Raw genomic sequence first — 22254 nt, 5'->3', positions numbered from 1 at the left:
ATCACTCTCCTGAATAAATGATTTCGACCCGACGATTGAGTTGCCAAGCCCCTTCATCATGACCGTCCACCGCCGGCCGCTCTTCACCATAGCTGACCACTTGGACTTGGTCTTCCGATGCCCCCATCAATAGGACCAGACGACGCACTGCATTGGCCCGCCGCTCACCCAACGCTAAATTGTACTCCCGGGAACCCCGCTCGTCGGTATGGCCTTCCAAAGTCAACCTCACATCGGGATGTTTTGCCAGATAATCGCCATGGGCCTCCACAATAGGCCGGTCATCTTCTTGGATCTCACTGCTATCAAATTCAAAATAAATTACCCGGTTGGCCAAAGGGCTTGCAGGATCGGCCAAGGGATCACCTTGATAGGCAGCTCCCTCGCCTATGCCCCAGGCGGTTGCCCCTTCATCTTCCAAGGCTTCACCTTCAGGATAGGCGCTCTCGTCAACACCTATACCTCGTTCCTCCACTACCACGTCGCTGGGCTCGCCCTGGGTTGCAGGACCTCCAGCACATCCTACTAGCCCATAAACCGATGCTAGCAGGAAAAAGGGAATGACTAGACGCATCGCTAGAACTCCTTAAAAATTTTATTTTTTTAGTTCAAGGTGACCAGGCTGGCTCCCGGACTTCATCGCCTTTCTGAGCCAAACGGTGACGAACCCGTCCATCAGTAGACACGGCGGCCAATGCCCCTCCCTGGGAGCCTGAAGTGGCGTAAAGGATCATGCGGCCATTAGGGGCAAAGCTTGGAGATTCATCCATCTGAGTCTGGGTCAAGACTTGCAAATCTTTACTCGTTAAATCCAATACGGCAATATGGAACTGTCCCTTATCTCCATGAACGAGCGCTAACCGCCGGCCATCCGGCGCAAAAGAGGCGGAGGCATTATAAGTCCCGTCAAAAGTCAAGCGCTGCGCCTGCCCACCCGAAGCAGAAACCTGATAGAGTTGTGGTCGCCCTCCTCGATCCGAGGTGAAGACAATACTCCGCCCATCGGGGGCCCAGGTGGGCTCGGTATCAATACTAGCGTTGTGGGTCAGGCGGGTCAGCCTGCCGGTCGCCAGATCCAAAATATAGATCTCCGGATTACCCTCCTTGGACAGTACCAACGCAAGCTTGCGCCCATCCGGGGACCAATCGGGGGCACTGTTGATCCCAGGGAATGAGGCAACTGACTGCCGCTGGCCGGTGCGTAATTCCTGAACAATGACCTCAGAACGCTTTCGCTCGAAGGACACATAGGCGAGCTTAGCCCCATCGGGAGACCATACGGGTGACATAATGGGTTCCTTCGATTGCAAGATGGTGTGGGGATTATGGCCATCCACATCGGCCACTTGGAGAGAATATTCTTTAGCGCCATCGACCGCCTTGGAAACCGTGACAAAGGCAATGCGGGTGGTAAAGGCTCCTTTTTCACCCGTCAGGGTCTCATAGATCAAATCCGCAATCTGGTGGGCTAAATGGCGTAATCCCGTCGCCGGAACCTGATAGCGGCGTCCCACTAATTGCTCTGCCTTATAAATATCAAAAAGTTGAAAGCGCACTTCATAACGATCTGCCCCCAAATGAGTGACCTCACCGATCACCAACCCTTCCGATCCTAGCCGCCGCCAATCAGGGAATTTGACTTCAGAGGCACGGTGGGGGCGGGAAAGCAGGTCCTTTTCTGGCAATGGGGCAAAACGCCCGCTGCGGGCCAAATCAGCGGCGACAACAGCAGCCACATCTTCAGGCGGGATACCGCCCTGACTCCCAAAGGGAACAATCGCAATAGGTAAGGCTGCCTCCGTACCGCCGGTGATTTCAATAGTGAGTACCGCCGAAATATTTTGTGTCGGCACCAGCAGTATCCACAGCCACAAGATCTTAGACCAAACTTTCATGCCCATTTAGCTACCGGAAGTAAATTTAAAGTTAAAGCTAGGCAACAACTTTGCCGCTGCTGCCCGATCAGGTGGTACCGGCAAAGGCGCAGCTTTATAAACAGCAGCCTCCGCCGAGCGGTCGAAGGCCCGATCGCCACTGCTTTCAACCACTTTCACATTGCGCACCTCACCATCGGATAACATTTCCACCTGCAGCACAACCTCTAGATTATCGCGGCTACTAGGAGGACGAGTCCAATAGCGCCCCACCCGTTGTTGTATCTGTGCCTCAAAGCGGTTGAGGGCAACTTCAACTTGAGCCGCATTTTGCTCCGCCTCGATACGGGCCTGAAGTTCCTGCTGGCGGCGTTTTTCCTCCGCCTTACGACGGGCCGCCGCTTCCGCCTTTTTACGCTCTTCCTCCGCTTTTCGCTTAGCCGCCTCAGCCCGGCGCTGCTCTTCTTCCAAGCGCCGTTTCTCAGCCTCAGCTCGGCGTTTTTCCTCCTCAGCGCGCTTCCGTTCCGCCTCTGCCTTCCGGCGAGCTTCTTCTTCCTTAGCTTTCCGTTCCGCCTCCAAGCGTTTGAGCCGCGCTTGCTCCTGCTGCCGTTTTTGTTCCAATTCCTGCTGTTTTTTTGCCTCCTGCCTGGCCTGCTCCGCCATTGCCCGTTGCTTGGCCGCTTCCCGCTTTTGCGCTTCGGCTTGCTGGCGGGCTAATGCAGCTTGTTCTGCCTGCCGTTGCTCCGCCAAAAGCTTCTCCCGCTCCACAACCGTGGCCTGCACAATCTCCATGGAACGAGTATCTACCGGCTCGGGTTTAGGGGTCCAACCAAAGCTAAGGACGATCACCCCAAACAAGAGGCCATGGACCAAAAGAGCCAGTAAAAAGGCAGCCAACGGCTGACGTGACTTCCCCATGGGCAAAAATCAACTAGGCTTCTGCCGTGACGGCGTTTCTGTGATCAACCCGATATGGGGAGCACCCGCCTGCTGCAACAGGACCATCACTTGCACCACGGTGCCATAAGGAACATCCCGGTCCCCCCCCACGAGAACCGGAGTATGGGGTTTACGGCGCAGGATAGTGGCCACCTTGGTTAAAAGCTCATCGGCCGTTATCGGTTGGTGCGACGCTTTGCCCATATTGAGATAGTAGCGCCCTTGGGCATCCACATTGACTAGTAAAGGGTCCTGATCCTGGGGCAGCTCTACCGGTTTAGAGCCTGCCTGGGGCAGATCCACCTTCACTCCCTGGGTCAACATGGGTGCCGTAATCATAAAGATCACCAATAACACCAACATCACATCAATATAGGGCACCACATTAATTTCTGATAGAGGCCGACGCCGCTTGCGTTGCTGAGAAGCATACATTGAACTGACCTAAGAAAGGTGAAGCTGGCGCTGAAGAATAGTCGAAAATTCTTCCAAAAAGGTATCATAGCGGTTAATCAAGCGCTCCACTTCATGGATATAACGATTATAAGCGATAACGGCTGGAATAGCGGCAAATAGCCCCATGGCCGTAGCAATGAGGGCCTCGGCAATTCCTGGCGCTACCATGGCTAAAGTGGCTTGGTGGGCATTCCCCAAAGCCCGGAAGGAGTTCATGATTCCCCACACCGTACCAAACAAGCCAATATAGGGGCTGGTAGAACCCGCAGTGGCCAAAAAAGGTAAAGCAGTCTCCAAATCATCGATTTCCCGCGCCAGGGAGACCCGCATGGCCCGCTGCGTTCCATCCAACACAGTCCGGTGCTCCGCATTGGTCTGTTTACGCAAGCGCACGAACTCCTTAAAACCAGAAAGAAAGATACCCTCCATGCCGCGAAGCGGGGTTTCTCGTGCTGCCAATTCAGCATAGAGGCCATTGAGTTCTTTGCCCGACCAAAAACGATCTTCGAACTCATCAGCCGCCGCCTTGGCCCGTTTAAGCTCACTGCGTTTGCGGAAGATAAGGGTCCAAGCAATCACAGAAATCACCAGCAGTATCAGCATCACTAGCTGCACTAAAAAGCTGGCTCCTGTGACGAGTTCAAAAAGAGAAAGATCAACAGTCACCAGTAATCTCCGCAAGTATCAGTTTAGGAATAGGATGGGGACGAAAGGTTTGGGCGTCTAGGCAAACCACCTTGACCTCAGCCTGACAGAGCGCCGTTTCCTCTCCCCGATGCACCGTCTGGGCAAAAATTAAACTCGCTTTTCTACACTGCAGGAGATGAGTATGCACCTTTAGCCAATCATTAAAACGCCCTGGCCGCAGGTAATCTAAGCGCAAAGAACGCACCGCGAATAACAATCCCTGCTCATTGAGCAAAGCATCCTGCTCAAAGCCCTGACTACGCAACCACTCGGTGCGGGCCCGTTCCATGAACTTGAGATAATTGGCATGATAAATTACACCACCGCTGTCCGTGTCTTCATAGTAGACACGCACTGGCCATATAAACTCATTCATTAAAAAAAAGATCTGGGGTTTCTTGCTGTACCGCTTCTGCCGTCGGCTTCAAACCAAAATGAAGGTAGGTATGACGGGTCGCCATTCGGCCTCGCGGCGTGCGCACAATAAATCCTTGTTGGATCAAAAATGGCTCTATCACATCTTCGATAGTGCCCCGCTCTTCACTAATAGCAGCGGCCAAACTATCGACACCCACCGGCCCACCATCAAATTTCTCGATCATCGCTAGCAGCAGCTTACGGTCCATGGTATCAAAACCATTACTATCCACAGCTAGCAAATCTAAGGCTTTTTTCGCCACCTCATGGGTGACCCGGCCGTCCCCCTTAACCTCGGCGTAATCCCGCACCCGCCGCAGCAGGCGATTGGCAATCCGCGGTGTCCCCCGAGAGCGGCGGGCTACCTCCAACGCCCCTTCCGCTTCCATTACCATGCCAAGAATACGGGCCGTACGTTCTACAATCAAGACCAAATGTTCGACCTCATAGAATTCCAGGCGCTGGACGATACCAAAGCGATCCCGTAAAGGAGAGGTCAGCAATCCAGCCCGGGTGGTGGCCCCCACCAAAGTAAAGGGCACCAAATCCAATTTAATGGAACGTGCCGCCGGACCTTCGCCTATCATGATATCGATCTGGCGATCTTCCATGGCCGGATAGAGCACCTCTTCCACCACGGGGCTCAAGCGATGAATTTCATCGATAAAAAGCACATCTCGTGGCTCTAGATTGGTCAGCAGGGCGGCCAAGTCGCCAGGACGCTCCAATACCGGCCCAGAGGTTTGGCGCAGATTGACCCCCAATTCATTGGCAATGATGTGGGAAAGGGTGGTCTTACCCAGCCCTGGAGGCCCAAAAATGAGCACATGGTCAAGGGCCTCTCCCCGAGCCCGGGCAGCAGGAATAAAAATTTTCATCTGCTCCTGCACTTGAGGTTGTCCCACATAATCGGTCAGCTTGGCAGGGCGCAGGGAAGGTTCGATGACTGCTTCATCGCTAGCCCCTTGGGGGGAAACCAAGCCCCGGCTTAGAGTCATGATTTCAGCATCCTCTGTAGGGCCTGACGGATGATCTCTTCGGTTGCCAGTCCTTCGGTATTCAGTTGGCGCACTATTCGGCTGGCTTCTTGGGGTTTATAACCTAGGGCCGTCAAGGCACTGACCGCATCGGATACCGGCGCCTGGCCAGAGCCCACCTGAGAGTATCCCCCTACCAGCCCCTCTCTGGGACCCTCGAAGAGCCGATCCCGCATCTCCACGATAAGGCGTTCTGCCGTTTTCTTACCCACGCCCGGTAACCGTGTCAGACTCGCCGTATCTCCTTCATGAACGCAGCGGGAGAAGGATTCGACCTCAATGCCAGAAAGAATGGCCAATCCCAACTTAGCGCCCACACCATTGACCCGAATAAGATTGCGGAACAGCCCGCGCTCCTTTTCGCTGGCAAAAGCATACAGCAAATGGGCATCATCCCGCACCACCAAATGAGTGTATAGAATCACTTCAGCACCCATTTCAGGAAGAACATAAAAAGTGGACATAGGCGCTTCCAGCTCATAACCCACGCCCTGAACGTCTAATAGCAAAAAAGGGGCCCGTTTTTCCAATAAAACGCCCCGCAAGCGTCCAATCATCGGTAATAGCGCCCCCGCCGCCGACCTCTTACCTGCCCAGCCAATCCAGCCAACAGGGGGCCTGCATGACCATGACAAAGGGCACAGGCCAAAGCATCGGCGGCATCCGTCGCCGGCTCAGAAGGCAGCTTAAGCAATAACCGTATCATATATTGAATTTGAGACTTGGCGGCATCACCCCGGCCCACCACCGCTTGTTTCACCTGGGAGGGCGTATATTCAAAAACCGGGAGCACCACATTCACAGCCGCACAGATAGCCGCACCCCGAGCATGCCCCAACTTGAGGGCAGACCCTGGATTTTGATGCATAAAAACTTGCTCCACTGCCACTTCATCAGGATGGTAGTCCTCGATGACTGCGGTAATTCCCCTAAATATCCGCCCCAGTCGTTCCGCCAGTTCCCCATTCCCCGCCTGAATACAGCCAGCGGTGATATAGGCCGCCTCCTTGCCATTGGTTTCAATCAACCCATAGCCGGTGATACGAGAGCCAGGATCGATACCAAGGATTCGCACCATAAACAGACTAGAGCATTCTCTGAAAAAGAAAAATTTCGCCAGGCGGTAACATCCGTCTTTCCCACCTAATCGCCCCCCCTTTGCAAGGGCCAGGCCCTACCCCAATTGGGCCAGAGTCTCCTCGGAAAAGTCAGCGTTGCTGTAGACCTGCTGGACATCATCTAGATCTTCCAAGGCCTCCAGAAAAGTCAACATTTTCTTGACGTCTTCTAATTCCAAGGACACGATGGTGGAAGCATATTGTGTCACGTCCGCCTGGGCCGGCTTTAGATCAGCCTCCTCTAAGGCCTTCTTGACAGCCGAAAACTCCTCCGGCTCGGTAAACACGTCTATTGAACCATCCTCGTTAGTCACCACATCTTCGACGCCGGCTTCAATCGCCACTTCCATAATGGCCTCTTCATCGCTCCCTTGAGGATAGCTAATAATGCCTTTTTTACTAAACAAATAGGCGACCGACCCATCTGTGCCTAAATTTCCGCCCCATTTACTAAAGACATGACGGACCTCGGCCACGGTACGGTTCCGATTATCGGTCATACAGTCTACCATTACCGCTACTCCATGGGGGCCGTATCCTTCATAACGGATCTCTTCATAGGCCACTCCTTCCATATCGCCGGTGCCCCGCTTGATAGCCCGCTCAATATTATCTTTGGGCATATTGGCGGCCAGCGCTTTGTCAATGGCAACGCGCAAGCGGGGGCTTGCTGCCGGATCGCCTCCCTCCAGGCGGGCTGCCACCGTAATCTCGCGAATAAGTTTGGTAAAGAGTTTGCCACGCTTGGCATCTTGGGCACCCTTGCGGTACTGAATATTGGCCCATTTACTATGTCCTGCCATAGATCTCCTTTCGTTTAATCAATCAACACTCTCAATCGGATATCAGGGTTAACCACTCTGGGTGGGTTTCTCGACGACCATGAACCTGATCGAAATACAGAGTCTGGAGACGCTCCGTAATAGGTCCTCGGGCCCCATTACCAATCCTACGGCCATCCAACTCTCGGATAGGGGTAACCTCCGCCGCCGTCCCGGTAAAGAAAGCTTCGTCCGCCACATAGACTTCATCCCGGGTGATCCGTTTCTCCCGTAGAGGCACCCCAATCTCCCGAGCCAACTGATAAATGGTGTCCCGAGTGATTCCCTCCAGGGCCGAAGTGAGATCCGGGGTATAGAGCACCCCATTGCGGGCAATGAAGATATTTTCCCCACTGCCTTCGGTAACATACCCTTCCGAATCCAACAACAATGCCTCATCGCAGCCGGCAGCCAGGGCCTCTTGCAAAGCCAACATGGAATTCATGTAATTGCCGTTGGCCTTGGCCTTGCACATAGTGATATTTACATGGTGCCGGGTATAGGAGGAAGTTTTCACTCGGATTCCCCTTTCCATATTCTCAGCGCCAAGATAGGCTCCCCAGAGCCAGGCTGCGACTACCACATGGACCCGGAGATTGTCAGCTCGCAACCCCATACCTTCGGAACCATAAAAGCACATGGGACGGAGGTAAGCGGTGTCTAAACCGTTCTCTCGCACCACCAGGCGCTGGACTTGATTCAAGGTTTCCCTGTCATAGGGAATGAGCATATTGAGGATATGGGCGGAGCGGAACAAACGGTCAGTATGCTCCTGCAGCCGAAAGATAGCGGTGCCTTGAGCAGTTTTGTAGGCACGCACCCCCTCAAACACGCCCATTCCATAGTGTAAGGTGTGGGTTAATACGTGGACCCGGGCTTCGCGCCAGGGCACCAGTTCGCCGTCTAACCAGATGACACCGTCGCGGTCATCCATAGTGCTCATTTCATTTTGTCTCCTTCACTGACTTCGTTATTCATTTAGGAGTCATTGGGGCAGCCTCATCCTCTAGCAACACAGACCACAACCTCTGGACGGCGGTACGCTCCTGGCGAAATTGCTCTTCCTCCACCAGAGCCTTCTGCTCCTGTAAGGTGAGTCGATTAGCCGCTGCCCGATAGGCGCGATAGGCATCTGCTAGCAGCAGACTTTCTTCTGGCGCCATCAGCCCAGCCTGGGCACAACCTTCCAAAATCCGAATATTATCCGGGTATTCTAGCAATTGTGGGTAAGCATGGGCCCAGGCAAGTACACCATATTGGACCATAAATTCTATATCGGCGATACCACCCCTGCCCTGCTTAAGGTCAAACCAGCCCGGCCGACTCCGGTCCAGTTGATTCCGCATCTTGGTGCGCATACCACGGACTTCCTCCCGTAACCTTGCCAGATCCCGCTGACGCCCCAAGACTTCCCGCCGCATAGCGGCAAAAGCAGCGCCGAGCCTTTCATCACCTGCCACAAAGCGGGCCCGAACCAGGGCTTGATGTTCCCAAGTCCAAGCTTGAGTGCGCTGGTAATCACTATAGGCCTCCAGGCTACTGACCAGCAGCCCAGAGGCCCCGCTGGGGCGCAGGCGAGTATCGACTTCGTAGAGCTTTCCGGAAGGAGTCAGAGTCTGCAAGATATGAATTAGGCGCTGACCCAAACGGCTATAAAACACAATAGGATCCAAGGTTTTTTCACCGTCAGTGGGGGGATCACTAGATTGGGCAGCGTGGAGGAAAACCAAGTCTAGATCGGAACCATAGCCTAACTCATACCCTCCCAACTTACCGTAGCCAATGACAGCAAAGCCGTATTCTCCTGGCTGGTCTCCGCTACTGCGGTGAGGTCGGCCATAGCGATGGGTCAAGTGCTGCCAGCTAAGCTCCAGGACCTTTTTTAGGATCACCTCCGCCAAATGAGTTAAGCGATCACCCACTTTCATAAGGGGCAGGGCCCCGGTCACATCGGCAGCCGCTACCCGCAATGTCTGGCGCTGGCAAAAGTGGCGCAGCAATTCCATCTGTTGCTCCAAATCATCCTCGGGAACAGCCCCCACTAATCGCTCCATCTCCTTGACCAAGGAATCATAGTCCGGCACTCGGTACAAGGAACGGGGATCCAACAACTCATCCAGCAATAAGGGATAGCGGGTAAGCTGACGTGCAATCAGAGGGCTGGCCGCACAGAGCTTAACAAGCTGGGATAAGGCCATGGGATATTCTGCCAACAAGGCCAAGTAAGCGGTGCGTTGCGCCACGGTCTCCAACAAGGCCACCACCCGCTGCAGGCACTGCTCTGGTTGCTCGGTACGGCCAACCGCTCCCAGTAGCAAGGGCATCAACTGATCCAAACGAGCTCGGGCCTGAGCACTGAGGGTGCGCACCGTATAAGACTGACGTAGATGGGCCAGGATCTGTACCACCTCTTCCGGGGAATCATAACCTGCAGCGTTTAAAGCGCCTAAGACGAGCTCTGTCGGATCACTCCCTGACCAGACCTCGGCAAGCCTTTTCTCCCGCGTCATCTGGCCAGCCGTGTCCATATGGGGCGCGGCGAATAACTGCTCAAAATGCCCTTGGACCCGGCGCCGGTGCTCGTCGAGCTTACTAGCAAACGTTTCCCAGTCCCCATAGCCCATGGCAAAGGCCAAGCGGGCACGCCCCTCCGCTGAGGTTGGCAAATTATGGGTTTGTTCATCCCGATAAGCTTGCAGGCGGTGCTCTACCCGCCGCAGAAACCTATAGGCGGCGCATAGTTCTTCTTTGACATAAAGGGGCAAGTGGCCCTTTTCCGCCAATAAGGCCAGCACCTGGAGGATGCCCCGCTCCTGAAGCACCGGTTCCCGCCCTCCTCGGATCAACTGAAAGGATTGCCCAATAAATTCGATCTCGCGAATCCCCCCAGGTCCCAGTTTGATATTCGCTTTAATCCCCTGCCGCCGCAGTTCCTGGGCAATCATCGCCTTCATGCTGCGTAAAGATTCAATGGCACCAAAATCCAAATAGCGGCGATAAGTGAAAGGCCTCAGCATGGCCATCAAACGGGCTCCGGCCCGGCGATCACCGGCCACCGTGCGGGCCTTGATCATGGCATACCGCTCCCAGTCACGACCCTGATGCTGATAGTAGTTTTCCATGGCATCGAAGTTCGCCACCAGTGGTCCCGAATCCCCATCAGGCCGTAGGCGCATGTCAACCCGAAAGACAAATCCCTCCGCCGTATGCTCTTCAAGGACCCGGATTAAGCGCCGCGCCAGACGGGTGAAATATTCTTCGTTGCTCAAGGTCCGCCGTGCGCCACGGGTCTCTCCCGATTCGGGATAAGCGAAAATAAGATCAATATCCGAAGATAGGTTGAGTTCCCAAGCTCCCAGTTTCCCCATGCCCAGCACCACCAAGGACTGGGGCTGACCCGAAACCGAGCCGAGGGGGATGCCTAGCTCATCGTTTTGCCAGCGATGGAGAAAAGTCAAAGCACTGTCAAGGCACGCCTCAGCTAGCTGGGAGAGCTCCTCCAGTACTTCCTCAAAGCTAGCCCAACCCGCCAAATCACGCCAAATGATACGAACCATCTCGCGGCGGCGAAAACGTCGCAAAGCAACCATCAGCGCTGCTTCGTCAGCAAGATCAGCGAGTTGCCGTTCCAAAGTCTTGGCGTAGTCGTTAGGTTCGTAGGGACGAAAAAGATCGCCACTTTCTTGCAATTCCAGCAACAAAGAAGGCTCACAAATACAAGTATTTGCCACAAATTCACTGGCCGCCCAGACTGGACAAAGGGCTGCTATTGTTTTCTCTTTGAGGACCGCTTCCAGCCCCCTCTGTCCGAGCGCTTCCTGAAAACGAGCCAAACTGTTTTTAACCCGTCCTTGGAGAAGGGAGGGTAACTTATGGATATTGGCTTGCCAGTCCATGCTTACTTGTCAAATCCTCTGCTTCTAAGCAGTCAACGGCCATTTCTAGGTTAAAATATACCAGGGGGTAAGGTTCATATCCTAATTCCAGTCTAATATGCCTCCTTTCAGCACCCTAACCTGAATTTTTCACCACCAAGACACAAAGGACACAAAGGACACAAAGGACACGAAGGTGAGGGAATCTCAGTCAGTGGGGAGAAATTGATGGATAGGCTCATTGCTAACGAAGCAAATTATTTTAATCTATTTAACTTTTTGATTTCTTCGTGATCTTAGTGCCTTTGTGGTGATCTCATGAATTATCCAGGCTAAAGCCCTAAGTAGAAACGTCGTCTCGGCATGAGGAAGTGCTGCCACGAGGAAGAAAATATCTGTCCTATTTCTCCCCCTTGACCTTCCAGTGACTGGAAGGTAGATAGTAATACTCATTCAATCAGGATTTACGCAAAAGGCACGGCATCATCATCCTCGCAAAGGCAGATATCCAGTTTCTTCCGGCAGTGATTAAATTCCCGCCTACCTGGAAACGACAAACATAGATAAGTCCAGTGAGTAAAAGAACGTAATTCATGAAGGCTGTAAGTGATTGTTTATACTAAAACTTATAAAATTGGTATAAGCCTATGCTAGAAATATCAAATTTAGATTCGGTTAACGAGTCCTCCCCCACGGACTCCCTTACCGGGACGGCCCAAACATTGGCTTTGCCCATCAAGGGCATGACCTGCGCCACCTGCTCAACCCGCTTAGAGCGGGTGCTCAACAAAGTCCCCGGGGTGATAAAATCCCAAGTAAACCTGGCCTCGGAACAAGCCAGCATTGCCTTTGATCCGCAACAGGCGTCCCCGGAGCAATTCTACCAGGCCATTGTTCAAGCGGGCTTTACAGTGCCCACGGAAGGGATGGAATTTCGCATCGGAGGAATGACCTGTGCAGCCTGCTCAGCTCGGCTTGAAAAGGTGTTCTCGCGGCTCCCTGGAGTCAACAAGGCAACCGTTAATCTGGCCACAGAGCGGGCGGTGGTTACAGCCCCTGCAGGAGTACTCAGTCCCGCGACTGTTATCGCCGCTGCCCAGCGGGCTGGCTTCACCGCAGAACCCCTCTCTAGCTTGGCAGAGCGGCGCGCCCAAGAAGAAGCTGAGTCCACCGCCCGGGAACGGCATGAGGGGAGGCAGTTGCTGCTGGCAGCCCTGCTTACCTTGCCCTTAGCCCTGCCTATGCTGCTCATGCCCTTTGGTATCCATGTCAGTTTACCTGCCGAAATCCAATTCTTATTGGCCACGCCAGTCCAGTTCTGGATCGGCAGCCGCTTTTATGTGGGGGCTTACAAATCCTTGCGGGGTGGGGCCGGCAATATGGATGTGCTGGTCGTCCTGGGAACCTCCGCCGCTTGGGGGTTAAGCACCTGGAATACCCTCCTGCCCGGCACCGGCAGTCACCTGTACTTTGAGGCCTCGGCCATGGTGGTAACCTTAGTCCTGCTGGGTAAATGGTTGGAAGGGCGGGCGAAACGGAGCGCAGCCTCAGCCATCCGCGCCCTGATGGCACTCCGGCCAGCAACCGCACGAATAGAGCGGGAAGGGAAGGTGGTTGAAATTCCCGCCGAGCAGGTAGCTGAAGGCGATATCGTCCTGGTACGGCCAGGAGAGCGAACGCCTGTTGACGGCTTTATTCTAGAAGGTAGCAGCCAACTGGATGAATCTCTTATCACCGGTGAGAGCCTGCCGGTAACCCGGGGAGAAGGGGAAACTGTCACTGGCGGCTCAGTGAACGGGGAGGGGTTATTGCGTATCCGCGCCACCACCGTAGGGGCTGAATCAACCCTAGCGCGCATTATCCGCCTGGTGGAAGACGCCCAAGCCAGCAAAGCCCCGGTTCAAAAACTAGTCGACCAGGTGGCGAATATTTTCGTTCCGGTCGTGGTGGCGTTGGCCTTCCTGACCTTTGCCGGCTGGTGGTTATTAGATGGCGCTGCCGATACCGCCTTTAAGGCAACCGTCTCAGTACTGGTCATTGCCTGTCCTTGTGCCCTGGGCCTAGCAACTCCTACTGCCCTGATGGTGGGGACTGGCGCTGCCGCTCGCCATGGCATTTTGATCCGTGATGCGGTGGCGTTGGAACGGGCTCAGGACAGCGATACGGTAGTCTTTGACAAAACAGGAACACTCACGGAAGGTCAACCGGCAGTCGCTGAGATACTTCCGCTCAAAATCAATGGTGAGCAATTACTGCAGTTGGTGGCTTCCGCCCAACAGGGCAGTGAACATCCCCTGGCCAAGGCGGTACTGACTAAGGCTCAGGGTCTCCCCTTGAGCCAGCCCCAAAATTTCCGCAGTCTTCCCGGACGGGGTCTCAGCACTCAAGTGGAGGGACAAACCTTGCTCGTGGGCAACCTTCGATTAATGCGGGAAAATCAGGTGGATCTCACCTCTCTGTTAACCCAGGCCCAAACACTGGAGGAAAGTGGTCATACCCTGATGTGGGTGGCAGAGGTGACCTCAGCGCCCCAGCTGCTCGGTGTGTTAGCCGTCACCGATCCCATCAAAAGTGTCACTCCCCAAGCGGTAGCCGCATTACGAGCCCAGGGCCTAACTACGGTGATGCTGACTGGGGATAACCCCCGCGCCGCTAAAGCAGTGGCTGATAAAGTAGGTATCGACCACGTCATCGCCGAAGTATTACCTGAAGATAAGGCGGCGCAGATCCAGGCATTGCGCGCTGAAGGCCGTCACGTGGCCATGGTTGGCGATGGTGTCAATGATACCCCCGCTTTGGCCGCAGCAGACGTGGGGATGGCCATGGGCACGGGGACCGATGTGGCCATGGAAGCAGCGGGGATCACCCTCATGCGCGGCGATCCCACCTTAGTGGCGGAAGCCTTGTCTATTTCTCAGGCCACCTACCACAAGATTCGCCAGAATCTTTTCTGGGCCTTCATTTACAATGTGGTAGCCATTCCACTAGCGGCCTCGGGAATGTTGAACCCGGTGGTGGCAGGAGCAGCGATGGCCATGTCCTCAGTAAGTGTGGTTTCCAATTCCTTACTTTTGCGACGCTGGCGTCCAGGAACCCAACTGAAATAAGCCACTTTACTAAAGCAAATGATGACTGAAAGGAGAGTAACCATGGAAAAAACTTATAAAGTGGAAGGCATGACCTGCGGGGGCTGTGCCCAATCGGTGGAAAAGGCAATCAAAGGGATAGCCCCTACTGCAACAGTTAAAGTGGATTTGGAAAATAAACAGGTTACCGTCACGGGAGTCGAGGACGATGCTTTAGTCGCTCAGGCCGTGGAGGGCGCTGGGTTTGATTACGAAGGCCCGGTCTCACCTTGAATGACGAGGGTAGCTCCAATGATCAATATCAGTAAGGCTTCCAGCCAATCCGGGGTGCCGGCTAAGACGATACGCTATTATGAAGACATTGGCCTAGTCTCCTCTCAGCGGGCAAGCAATGGCTATCGTTGCTATGACCAGGAGACTGTCCGCACCCTCCAGTTTGTCAAGCGCGCCCGCAGTCTTGGCTTCAGTATTGAGGAATGCCGTAATCTGCTGTCTCTCTATAAAGACCAAAACCGCGCCAGCGCCGAAGTCAAACGATTGGCCAAGCAACGAGTTGCGGATATTGATATCAAAATTGCCGAGTTAACCGCTATGCGCGCCACCCTGGTCCAACTCATGGAACGCTGCCATGGCGACCAACGGCCGAGTTGCCCCATCCTAGAGGATCTTGCCCAATCTGTGGCACCTCCCCCTCTTGATAACACCGCAGTAGAGCCCATGGCCAGCGAGGTAACCTAAATTCTAGATAAGCGAGGGGCGACTCTGGTGGTTAATGCTATAAAAAAAAGCCCCGATCTTTAAGGTCGGGGCTTTTTTCTCAATGGTAGAGAGTGGGTCTGGGCGCTTTACATCATGCCCATATCACCCATGCCGCCCATACCCGGCATGCCGCCGCCACCGGCGGGTACGGGCTCCTCTTCCTTCGGCGACTCAGCAATCATGGCTTCGGTCGTGATCATCAGACCCGCTATACTAGCCGCATTTTGCAAGGCCGTCCGGGAGACCTTCGTCGGGTCCAGAATACCCATGGCAATCATATCGCCAAATTCACCCGTCGCCGCATTGTAACCGTAGTTACCTTCTCCTTCTTTCACGTGGTTGACGATGACAGAAGCTTCTGCACCGGCATTGGTCACGATCTGACGCAGCGGCTCTTCCATGGCCCGACGGGCAATGTTAATGCCCACATCTTGGTCATGGTTAGCGCCCTTAAGGTCCTGAATACCCTGTAAAGCCCGGATTAAGGCCACTCCACCCCCGGGAACGACCCCCTCTTCCACCGCAGCACGGGTGGCATGCAACGCATCTTCAACCCGCGCCTTTTTCTCTTTCATTTCTACCTCGGTGGCCGCGCCCACTTTAATGACTGCTACCCCACCGGCGAGCTTGGCCACTCGCTCCTGGAGCTTCTCCTTATCATAATCCGAGGTGGCTTCTTCCATCTGAACGCGGATTTGCTCCACCCGGGCCTTGATGTCCTCAGCACTGCCCGCACCATCCACAAGGGTGGTATTTTCCTTGTTAACGCTAATCTTCTTGGCTCGCCCCAAATCATCCAGGGTCGCTTTCTCCAGAGAAAGGCCGACTTCCTCGGAGATCACGGTACCCCCAGTCAGCACGGCAATATCTTCCAGCATCGCTTTACGGCGATCCCCAAAACCCGGCGCCTTGACCGCGCAAACCTTGACGATACCCCGGATGGTATTGACCACCAGGGTCGCCAGGGCTTCACCTTCCACATCCTCAGAAATAACCAACAACGGCTTGCCCGCTTTGGCCACGTTTTCCAGCACCGGTAGCAGATCGCGGATATTGGAGATCTTTTTATCGTGGATAAGGATATAGGGATCATCCAGCTCCGCCGCCATGGTTTGCTGATCGGTAATGAAATAGGGCGAGAGATAACCCCGATCGAACTGCATCCCCTCAACTACTTCCAGTTCATTCTCCAGGCCAGAACCTTCCTCGACCGTGATCACGCCTTCCTTGCCGACTTTCTCCATGGCCTCGGCAATGATCTTACCCACGCTCTCTTCTGCATTAGCCGAGATAGTCCCCACCTGACCAATGGCTTTGCTATCTTCACAGGGCTTAGACAGCTTTTTCAGCGCGTCAACAGCGCCAACGACGGCTTTATCGATGCCCCGCTTCAGGTCCATGGGATTCATGCCGGCGGCTACCGCCTTCATCCCCTCGCGCAGGATGCCCTGAGCCAATACGGTGGCCGTGGTCGTCCCGTCACCGGCCACATCCGAAGTCTGAGACGCCACTTCCTTAACCATCTGGGCACCCATGTTCTCGAACTTATCCTTAAGCTCAATCTCTTTGGCGACACTGACCCCGTCCTTAGTAATGGTGGGCGCACCAAAGCTTTTCTCCAACACCACGTTCCGTCCTCTGGGACCCAAAGTCACCCGCACCGCATCAGCCAAAATGTTCACGCCATGGATCATGCGATGGCGCGCATCTTCGCTAAACCTTACGTCTTTAGCTGCCATATTATCTCCATCCTCTGTTACTGAATTTGTTGATTGCTTCAAGACCTTGTCGCGTTGTCAGCCGCGTCTTAACCCTCGAGCACTGCCATGATGTCGTCTTCACGCATCACCAGCAGTTCTTCGTCTTCGACCTTGACTTCGGTGCCAGAATATTTGCCAAAAAGCACCTTATCCCCCACCTTCACGTCAAGGGCACGAACTTCTCCACTTTCAAGGGTCTTGCCATTACCGACGGCAATGACCTCACCGCGGATAGGCTTTTCAGCCGCTGTGTCTGGAATCACAATGCCGCCAGAAGAGGTTTTTTCTTCCTCCATGCGACGAACGATAACGCGATCATGAAGTGGGCGAATCTTCATCAACTTCTCCTCGTTACTTTTAATGTTGATATAGGGAAATCTACGAATGCTGTTATGGGGATGACCCCTCTGGGTTTCAAGGGCGATGCCCAAAAAATTATTAGCACTCACCTCTAGTGAGTGCTAATAATAGCAATATCAGCAAGCGAGTCAACAGGGAACCCCTTAGAGACCCGTAAAGGGATTAAGAATTACAGGAGGTTAGCGACGGTAGACTAGAATGCTTTATTCATCTTCCCGTTTGGCGCGGCCTTCAATCACCCGAGGCCGGTGGTGGCGACCTGAGTCATCCGGTCCCTCGCGATATACCGTCACTTCGAATTCATCACGTTGCAGGGCACGCTTTACAGCCCAGAGCACGAAGGCCCGGCGAAGGCTTGGAATAAGCCCTAAAAAGCCCAAAGTATCGGTAAAAAACCCTGGGGTCAGGAGAAAAATCCCGCAAGTCAGCAGCACAGCACCTTCTAGCATCTCCAACGCAGGGACTTCGCCGCGGGCCATGGTTGTCTGAACCCGGCTTAAAGTGGAAAAGCCTTGCTGGCGCAATAAAGCCGCACCCACCACGGCTGTGAGAATACATAGAAACACAGTCAAACCGGGGCCGATGGCACTGCCAACACGGATCAGCAAATAGATCTCAATCAGAGGAAAAGCAAGGATAAGAAAAAAGAGTAAGCGAAACATTCGTAACCGGAATTCTCAAATTCTCAGCAATTCATCATCAGTATACGCGACCCAGCTTACAATGTCGCCTTGACTTATGGTCGCTAAATCGTTTTAATGGCGACCGAAACAAGTTATTATAGACAGTTTTCAAGGCCAGGTAGCTCAGTCGGTAGAGCAGGGGACTGAAAATCCCCGTGTCGGCAGTTCGATTCTGTCCCTGGCCACCAAATAGAACAATAACTTAAGAACACCCCCTCCGATGGGACAAGCTGAACTGAAATGTCCCAATTTTGTCCCACTCACAGAAAAAAAGGCATTCACGGTGCCCTACCGACCTCACCATCACCGACCATCGGAGGGTCAGTCATGGCTACCTTCAAACGTCGCACAAATGCCGCAGGCAAAATAACCTGAGTTCTGGATAAGAGAGGGGTGTCTCCTGGACCAGGGATCTGGGAAACTCCTGGTGATGATGAGAGAAAACAACCAGGAGACACCCGTGATGAGCTTAGAGGCTTTGTTTTGTGATTTGGCGATAAAGGCTACATTTCAACACACTTATTCCAAGTGCTCTTTGAAAAGGGGCTTCAGCTCATGACCCCCATCCGCAAAAATAAGCTCTTGCTGCGCAGGCGCTCTCTCATTGAAACCATCAATGACCCGCTTAAAAATATCTCTCAAATTGAGCACAGCCGCCATCGCGGTATCGCTAATTTCATGGTCAACTTGGTTGCGGGGCTTATCGCCTACACCCATCAGCCGCTTAAGCCCTCACTTAACCTGACTAACCACCCACTCCTGCTCCTGGAGAAGCCCGTGTAATTATCCAGAACTGACGTTTGATAGGCCCGGCGCTTGCCGAAAAGAGTCTGCCCCGGCACGAATTTGCGGGTGAATAATGACTAAGTTTTTATGTCTCATCGTGCCAGGCATTGGCTTGAACCGCTCTAGGCAAAAGGTTTTTAGCACTGGGGCAATATTGACCAGGTGGCAGGTGTAGTTATCGCGCCCCCTGATCACATAGGCGGCAATCATAGGCGCAGATATAAGCTATATTGCTCACTAATAAAGTTTAACGGAGATTTCAATATGCTCGAAATCCACAAACAGATCCTGGTAGACGAAAATCAGAAACCAGTGGCCGTTGAAATTCCCTTTGATGAATTTCAGCGGATCGAGGAAGTCCTCGAGAATTTTGGATTGGCTAAGTTGATGGATGAAACGGAAAACGATGAACGGTTCTCGGGGGATGCGGCCAGGGAATATTATGAATCATTAAAGGCCGGTGATGTGGAGGATTGAATACACCAAGCGTTTCTTGAAAGAACTTGCCTCCTTACCAAACCCTGTTCAACAGCGGGCAGAGAGGATTACTTTTCAAGAGTTGAAGTCCACCCACCCTTTCGAATTGGGATATCTTGAGAAAATGACGGGCTATCCAGATATAAATACAAGATTCGCGTGGGTGATTATCGAATCGGGATTACAGTAAATAAGTAAACCCAAACGATTATTTGCCAGCGAATCAATTTCTCCTTGTGCCAACCAAGTCACTGTACAAGGGAATCAATGCCGAGCCCATCAACTCCACAAAGCGGATATTGCTGACCCGAGTGAGAAACGCTCCCTGCAAGTCTTTGACTACATAGTCGGTGTAATCATGCTTAAACATCCGATAATGGGAGCTGTAAAAAGCAATAATAATTGTCATCATTTCCCTATTTCCCTGAGGGAAAGGCTGGAGCATTTTCGGCGCTTTATTTCGCCTGGGTTTATAAGATTCTGATTCCGCTGGGTTTTAAATGCTTGGCAAAAATCATCCACCTCACAGAAGATTTTTTCTAAATCTAGATCACCAGCGCTCCACTTTCGATATCACACTCTCAAGCAAGCCCATCTTATATCCGGTTCAGCACAACGGGAGTAACCCTTGGCTTATGTCGAACTGACGTTAACAAGAACGTTTGGCTAACGGGAAGCATTTTGGTGCTGTAGCGCTTTTTGCTGTTTATATTCTTGCTGCTTTTGCTGCAAGTAAGTGTTTTCGTCAAGTTCCCGCAGCTGGCGAGGATAGTGCTCGGTAAGGGCGAACCATCGGTGCAACCGCGCTTCAAGACGATGAGCTTGGGGAGTGGAGAGGGTATCCAGGTAAGCCCGAAGCCCCAGGTAGACTCGCATCACGTTGCGTTCCATGATTCCACGCAGGCCGCGCACATAGACGGGATCGCCCGCGCGATCCACACCCTCGACGCTGAAGCCGACCCGGTGGCGGCCGGCCAGGGTAAGATAGAGGCGAAGGGCAAGCCGGGCAAGGCTTCCATAAGTAAGGGAGAAATGCACGTACAGCAAACTTCGGCGCTCGTTGAGCGGCACCGTCTGCATGCGGATCCGATAGTCGCGGCTACGGTAGGGTCCACGATCGGCATGCAACTCCAGTAGAAGTTGATCTTCCCGGCGGGCGATGAGGCGGAACTGGAGATCAGTGCGCTCGGCCTTTTCTGGAGGCTGGTAGCTTTTTTTGCCGAGATAGAGAGTAAGGATAGGGGTTTCCCCCTCATCGCTCAGAATACAAGCCTTGACGTTGAGGTGCAGGAAAATGATACCGCACCAAGCCGAAGCGGTTTGCAACTCTTGCACGAGGCGCTCAAAGGGGTAATCGATGAGAGCGTAGAGGTCGCCCCGGACAGTACCGTCTTCCTCCGTTGACTCGAGATAGATCGGTTCCGGAAAGGGGGAGCGGCGGATCTGTTCCTTAATCTCAGAAGAACGCTCCAAAAGGCTGTCAGTAAGGGGTTCGGCTATTGCCCGCTGCCAGGCAGTATAGCAAAGGAACACCACACTCAGAGTGACGCAAAGGAGGCCGATGGATAAAGCCAAAATGACTTTTCGGGTACGAAACATCGGTGCCTCAAGCGATCCTCAGGCTAGGAAGAAAGGAGCCCTTTCCGGCCATGGCTGCTGAATTTAAGTACCACTGAGCTACTTATTTTTAGCATAGCCCCAGAGAGAGATTCTGTCACGGTGGGCTACAGATCTGCCGAGGCGAGTTCGAGCAGCATCCCGTAAAGACCCACTGTGGCAAATGGCTGTTCAAATTCCCTTTGATGAGTTTCAGCGGATCGAGGAGATCATCGAGAATTTTGGATTACTAAGCTAATGGATGAAACGGAAGACGATGAACGGCTTTCGGGGGATGCGGCCAGGGAATATTAAAGGCCGGTGATGTGGAGGGTTGAATACACCAAGCGTTTCTTGAAAGAACTTGCCTCCTTGCCAAACCCTGTTCAACAGCGGGCAGAGAGGATTGTTTTTCAAGAGCTGAAGTCCACTCATCCTTTTGAATTGGGATCGACATCGCAAAACAAAGTCTCTAAACTCATCACAGCTGTCTCCTAGTTGTTTTCTCTTATTCCACACCAGGAATTTTTCCGAATTCCTGGTCCGGGAGACACCCCTTTCTTATCTAGAACTCAGGTTCTTGTAAGCTAAAAGTAAGCACCAGACGAAAAAAACGGGCTACCCCCCTGAAAGGGTTGTGAAATTATTCCGGCAAAAATTCCGAATTCAACATCTGCTCCCACGTCCAACCGGTTTGCTCGAATGTAGCGGGAAAAATGTCTTCATCTAAGCCGGTTTCCCGTGCCGCGTTAATCACTGCGCTTTGATAGGCGATTTTACCTATTAGCGAAAGTTGCGGTTTAAAACTGGGGTTGTCATTGATGACTTCACCCACATTGAGCCGCTGATCTTTGATAGTTAAACGCCAACGCCAATTCCGACCCCGGCGCTCCGGCTGATATTGCCACTTGAGTAAGTGAATTAGTAGTACGGTTAAGCGGTTTTTAAGCTCCCGGCGCTCGCTTTTTCCCATGTCTTCTATTTCTTCTATCAGGTGGTCAATGTTGATCTCGTTAAATTTTCCCTGGCGTAATTTCTCAACGGTTTCTTGAGTCCAACCATAATAATCTTTGTTGGGGTCAATCATCGTCCTTAACTCCAGTAGAAATCCCACCCAAGCAAACTCAGGCGGAGTATGGGGTTAGTGATCAAGCTTCTGCCGCTCTAGTAAATAATCCCGAAACTCTTCGTCCAACCAGAAAACTTCAATCCCGCCATGCTCAGCAGCCGAATCCTTAAATATTCTCAACTGCAGGATTAATTGAATGCTGCTGGTTGCTGCTCCTTGATGCAGGCTATTTCTGCACGACCAAACTCGATTTTGAACATCTCTCGAATGGCCTCGCACCCACGAAGTGGCTCTGAGAAGACCACCTGGTCGTTCACTGCATCCGGGGCGTACAGTTTAGCGAGACCATCGACATCAGCAGCATTAAATCGGGATATCCATTCGCGGACAAGCGCTTTGGGAGTCATTTCCGTTACCTTTCTTCTTTAGGATCAAACATCTTGCTAAAAATCTA

Annotated in this window: 23 protein-coding genes, 1 tRNA gene and 2 pseudogenes; 7 read left to right on the top strand and 19 right to left on the bottom strand. The window is 53.1% G+C overall.

Features of this window, described 5'->3' with window-relative positions:
- Position 1: 1 nt before the first annotated feature.
- The 12 genes from pal to glnE form a co-directional block, all read right to left on the bottom strand.
- Entirely contained in the window at positions 2-574 is a 573-nt protein-coding gene (gene pal, locus E3U44_RS05310; protein ID WP_134357004.1) for a peptidoglycan-associated lipoprotein Pal, read from the bottom strand.
- A gap of 34 nt (positions 575-608) precedes the next feature.
- A complete protein-coding gene (tolB, locus tag E3U44_RS05305) occupies positions 609-1895 on the bottom strand; it encodes a Tol-Pal system beta propeller repeat protein TolB (protein WP_420812605.1) in 1287 nt (428 codons plus the stop codon).
- A gap of 6 nt (positions 1896-1901) precedes the next feature.
- Complete coding sequence (gene tolA, locus E3U44_RS05300; RefSeq protein WP_134357002.1) at positions 1902-2792, bottom strand: cell envelope integrity protein TolA; 891 nt, start codon at positions 2790-2792, stop codon at positions 1902-1904.
- A 9-nt stretch (positions 2793-2801) separates the two neighbouring features.
- The gene (gene tolR / locus E3U44_RS05295; RefSeq protein ID WP_134357001.1) at positions 2802-3248 is read right to left on the bottom strand and encodes a protein TolR; all 447 of its coding nucleotides are present in this window, start codon (positions 3246-3248) and stop codon (positions 2802-2804) included.
- A 9-nt stretch (positions 3249-3257) separates the two neighbouring features.
- Positions 3258-3935, bottom strand: a complete 678-nt coding sequence (gene tolQ, locus E3U44_RS05290; RefSeq protein WP_134357000.1) for a protein TolQ — start codon at positions 3933-3935, stop codon at positions 3258-3260.
- Complete coding sequence (gene ybgC, locus E3U44_RS05285) at positions 3925-4332, bottom strand: tol-pal system-associated acyl-CoA thioesterase (RefSeq protein ID WP_134356999.1); 408 nt, start codon at positions 4330-4332, stop codon at positions 3925-3927. The genes tolQ and ybgC overlap by 11 nt, the downstream gene beginning before the upstream one ends.
- The gene (ruvB, locus tag E3U44_RS05280; RefSeq protein WP_134356998.1) at positions 4325-5371 is read right to left on the bottom strand and encodes a Holliday junction branch migration DNA helicase RuvB; all 1047 of its coding nucleotides are present in this window, start codon (positions 5369-5371) and stop codon (positions 4325-4327) included. Before ruvB ends, ybgC begins: the two co-directional genes overlap by 8 nt.
- The gene (ruvA, locus tag E3U44_RS05275) at positions 5368-5967 is read right to left on the bottom strand and encodes a Holliday junction branch migration protein RuvA (protein WP_134356997.1); all 600 of its coding nucleotides are present in this window, start codon (positions 5965-5967) and stop codon (positions 5368-5370) included. The genes ruvB and ruvA overlap by 4 nt, the downstream gene beginning before the upstream one ends.
- On the bottom strand, positions 5964-6488 hold the full coding sequence (gene ruvC / locus E3U44_RS05270) for a crossover junction endodeoxyribonuclease RuvC (protein ID WP_134356996.1): 525 nt from the start codon (positions 6486-6488) through the stop codon (positions 5964-5966). Before ruvC ends, ruvA begins: the two co-directional genes overlap by 4 nt.
- Before the next feature lie 96 nt (positions 6489-6584).
- Positions 6585-7331: a YebC/PmpR family DNA-binding transcriptional regulator gene (locus E3U44_RS05265; protein WP_134356995.1), complete on the bottom strand. Its 747-nt coding sequence runs from the start codon at positions 7329-7331 to the stop codon at positions 6585-6587.
- Positions 7332-7362: 31 nt separating this feature from the next.
- Positions 7363-8292: a branched-chain amino acid transaminase gene (locus tag E3U44_RS05260; RefSeq protein ID WP_134356994.1), complete on the bottom strand. Its 930-nt coding sequence runs from the start codon at positions 8290-8292 to the stop codon at positions 7363-7365.
- Between the two features lie 31 nt (positions 8293-8323).
- Positions 8324-11245 (bottom strand): bifunctional [glutamate--ammonia ligase]-adenylyl-L-tyrosine phosphorylase/[glutamate--ammonia-ligase] adenylyltransferase, encoded by a 2922-nt coding sequence (gene glnE / locus E3U44_RS05255; RefSeq protein ID WP_134356993.1) that lies wholly within the window; start codon positions 11243-11245, stop codon positions 8324-8326.
- 626 nt (positions 11246-11871) lie between these two features.
- Here glnE and E3U44_RS05250 point away from each other — a divergent pair.
- The 3 genes from E3U44_RS05250 to cueR are packed head-to-tail and all read left to right on the top strand — an operon-like array spanning position 11872 to position 15048.
- The gene (locus tag E3U44_RS05250; RefSeq protein ID WP_134356992.1) at positions 11872-14331 is read left to right on the top strand and encodes a heavy metal translocating P-type ATPase; all 2460 of its coding nucleotides are present in this window, start codon (positions 11872-11874) and stop codon (positions 14329-14331) included.
- A gap of 42 nt (positions 14332-14373) precedes the next feature.
- Positions 14374-14583, top strand: coding sequence for a heavy-metal-associated domain-containing protein (locus E3U44_RS05245; protein ID WP_134356991.1), 210 nt, complete (start codon positions 14374-14376; stop codon positions 14581-14583).
- 18 nt (positions 14584-14601) lie between these two features.
- Positions 14602-15048, top strand: a complete 447-nt coding sequence (gene cueR / locus E3U44_RS05240; protein WP_134356990.1) for a Cu(I)-responsive transcriptional regulator — start codon at positions 14602-14604, stop codon at positions 15046-15048.
- Positions 15049-15155: 107 nt separating this feature from the next.
- On the opposite strand, the gene groL is transcribed toward cueR, so the two are convergent.
- The 3 genes from groL to E3U44_RS05225 form a co-directional block, all read right to left on the bottom strand.
- A complete protein-coding gene (groL, locus tag E3U44_RS05235) occupies positions 15156-16808 on the bottom strand; it encodes a chaperonin GroEL (RefSeq protein WP_134356989.1) in 1653 nt (550 codons plus the stop codon).
- A 68-nt stretch (positions 16809-16876) separates the two neighbouring features.
- Positions 16877-17167, bottom strand: a complete 291-nt coding sequence (gene groES, locus E3U44_RS05230; RefSeq protein WP_134356988.1) for a co-chaperone GroES — start codon at positions 17165-17167, stop codon at positions 16877-16879.
- A 225-nt stretch (positions 17168-17392) separates the two neighbouring features.
- Complete coding sequence (locus E3U44_RS05225; RefSeq protein WP_134356987.1) at positions 17393-17851, bottom strand: FxsA family protein; 459 nt, start codon at positions 17849-17851, stop codon at positions 17393-17395.
- 133 nt (positions 17852-17984) lie between these two features.
- On the opposite strand from E3U44_RS05225, the gene E3U44_RS05220 reads away from it, so the two are divergent.
- From E3U44_RS05220 to E3U44_RS05210, 3 genes and pseudogenes are all read left to right on the top strand, one after another.
- Positions 17985-18060 (top strand) — tRNA-Phe (locus tag E3U44_RS05220).
- Between the two features lie 301 nt (positions 18061-18361).
- Positions 18362-18655: pseudogene (locus E3U44_RS05215) on the top strand (transposase); the annotation flags it as partial.
- 267 nt (positions 18656-18922) lie between these two features.
- Complete coding sequence (locus E3U44_RS05210) at positions 18923-19135, top strand: hypothetical protein (protein ID WP_134356986.1); 213 nt, start codon at positions 18923-18925, stop codon at positions 19133-19135.
- 244 nt (positions 19136-19379) lie between these two features.
- Here E3U44_RS05210 and E3U44_RS20545 read toward each other — a convergent pair.
- Together E3U44_RS20545 and E3U44_RS05195 are read right to left on the bottom strand one after the other, a co-directional pair.
- A pseudogene (locus E3U44_RS20545) lies at positions 19380-19669 on the bottom strand (IS982 family transposase); the annotation flags it as partial.
- 132 nt (positions 19670-19801) lie between these two features.
- Complete coding sequence (locus tag E3U44_RS05195; RefSeq protein WP_134356984.1) at positions 19802-20734, bottom strand: hypothetical protein; 933 nt, start codon at positions 20732-20734, stop codon at positions 19802-19804.
- Positions 20735-20915: 181 nt separating this feature from the next.
- Here E3U44_RS05195 and E3U44_RS20540 point away from each other — a divergent pair, with 181 nt between their 5' ends.
- Complete coding sequence (locus E3U44_RS20540) at positions 20916-20990, top strand: hypothetical protein (RefSeq protein ID WP_206054956.1); 75 nt, start codon at positions 20916-20918, stop codon at positions 20988-20990.
- A gap of 384 nt (positions 20991-21374) precedes the next feature.
- On the opposite strand, the gene E3U44_RS05185 is transcribed toward E3U44_RS20540, so the two are convergent.
- Together E3U44_RS05185 and E3U44_RS05180 are read right to left on the bottom strand one after the other, a co-directional pair.
- Entirely contained in the window at positions 21375-21818 is a 444-nt protein-coding gene (locus E3U44_RS05185; protein WP_134356983.1) for a DUF29 domain-containing protein, read from the bottom strand.
- A 170-nt stretch (positions 21819-21988) separates the two neighbouring features.
- Positions 21989-22207 (bottom strand): YybH family protein, encoded by a 219-nt coding sequence (locus E3U44_RS05180; RefSeq protein ID WP_134356982.1) that lies wholly within the window; start codon positions 22205-22207, stop codon positions 21989-21991.
- Between the last annotated feature and the right edge of the window lie 47 nt (positions 22208-22254).

It is taken from the genome of Nitrosococcus wardiae (assembly GCF_004421105.1).
In the GTDB taxonomy this organism is placed as follows: Bacteria; Pseudomonadota; Gammaproteobacteria; order Nitrosococcales; family Nitrosococcaceae; genus Nitrosococcus; species Nitrosococcus wardiae.
The sequence above is the reverse complement of the archived record's forward strand: the minus strand, read 5'-3'. Positions and strand labels throughout refer to the sequence as shown.

Bases quoted from the DNA above. Each gene is read 5' to 3' on its own strand.
- ruvB (WP_134356998.1), bottom strand. From the start codon at position 5,371: ATGACTCTAAGCCGGGGCTTGGTTTCCCCCCAAGGGGCTAGCGATGAA.
- groL (WP_134356989.1), bottom strand. From the start codon at position 16,808: ATGGCAGCTAAAGACGTAAGGTTTAGCGAAGATGCGCGCCATCGCATG.
- E3U44_RS05185 (WP_134356983.1), bottom strand. From the start codon at position 21,818: ATGATTGACCCCAACAAAGATTATTATGGTTGGACTCAAGAAACCGTT.
- tolB (WP_420812605.1), bottom strand. From the start codon at position 1,895: ATGAAAGTTTGGTCTAAGATCTTGTGGCTGTGGATACTGCTGGTGCCG.
- E3U44_RS05210 (WP_134356986.1), top strand. From the start codon at position 18,923: ATGCTCGAAATCCACAAACAGATCCTGGTAGACGAAAATCAGAAACCA.
- glnE (WP_134356993.1), bottom strand. From the start codon at position 11,245: ATGGACTGGCAAGCCAATATCCATAAGTTACCCTCCCTTCTCCAAGGA.
- E3U44_RS05245 (WP_134356991.1), top strand. From the start codon at position 14,374: ATGGAAAAAACTTATAAAGTGGAAGGCATGACCTGCGGGGGCTGTGCC.
- ybgC (WP_134356999.1), bottom strand. From the start codon at position 4,332: ATGAATGAGTTTATATGGCCAGTGCGTGTCTACTATGAAGACACGGAC.
- tolR (WP_134357001.1), bottom strand. From the start codon at position 3,248: ATGTATGCTTCTCAGCAACGCAAGCGGCGTCGGCCTCTATCAGAAATT.
- cueR (WP_134356990.1), top strand. From the start codon at position 14,602: ATGATCAATATCAGTAAGGCTTCCAGCCAATCCGGGGTGCCGGCTAAG.
- E3U44_RS05260 (WP_134356994.1), bottom strand. From the start codon at position 8,292: ATGAGCACTATGGATGACCGCGACGGTGTCATCTGGTTAGACGGCGAA.
- ruvA (WP_134356997.1), bottom strand. From the start codon at position 5,967: ATGATTGGACGCTTGCGGGGCGTTTTATTGGAAAAACGGGCCCCTTTT.
- ruvC (WP_134356996.1), bottom strand. From the start codon at position 6,488: ATGGTGCGAATCCTTGGTATCGATCCTGGCTCTCGTATCACCGGCTAT.
- E3U44_RS05265 (WP_134356995.1), bottom strand. From the start codon at position 7,331: ATGGCAGGACATAGTAAATGGGCCAATATTCAGTACCGCAAGGGTGCC.
- E3U44_RS05225 (WP_134356987.1), bottom strand. From the start codon at position 17,851: ATGTTTCGCTTACTCTTTTTTCTTATCCTTGCTTTTCCTCTGATTGAG.
- E3U44_RS05180 (WP_134356982.1), bottom strand. From the start codon at position 22,207: ATGACTCCCAAAGCGCTTGTCCGCGAATGGATATCCCGATTTAATGCT.
- groES (WP_134356988.1), bottom strand. From the start codon at position 17,167: ATGAAGATTCGCCCACTTCATGATCGCGTTATCGTTCGTCGCATGGAG.
- E3U44_RS05195 (WP_134356984.1), bottom strand. From the start codon at position 20,734: ATGTTTCGTACCCGAAAAGTCATTTTGGCTTTATCCATCGGCCTCCTT.
- E3U44_RS05250 (WP_134356992.1), top strand. From the start codon at position 11,872: ATGCTAGAAATATCAAATTTAGATTCGGTTAACGAGTCCTCCCCCACG.
- pal (WP_134357004.1), bottom strand. From the start codon at position 574: ATGCGTCTAGTCATTCCCTTTTTCCTGCTAGCATCGGTTTATGGGCTA.
- tolA (WP_134357002.1), bottom strand. From the start codon at position 2,792: ATGGGGAAGTCACGTCAGCCGTTGGCTGCCTTTTTACTGGCTCTTTTG.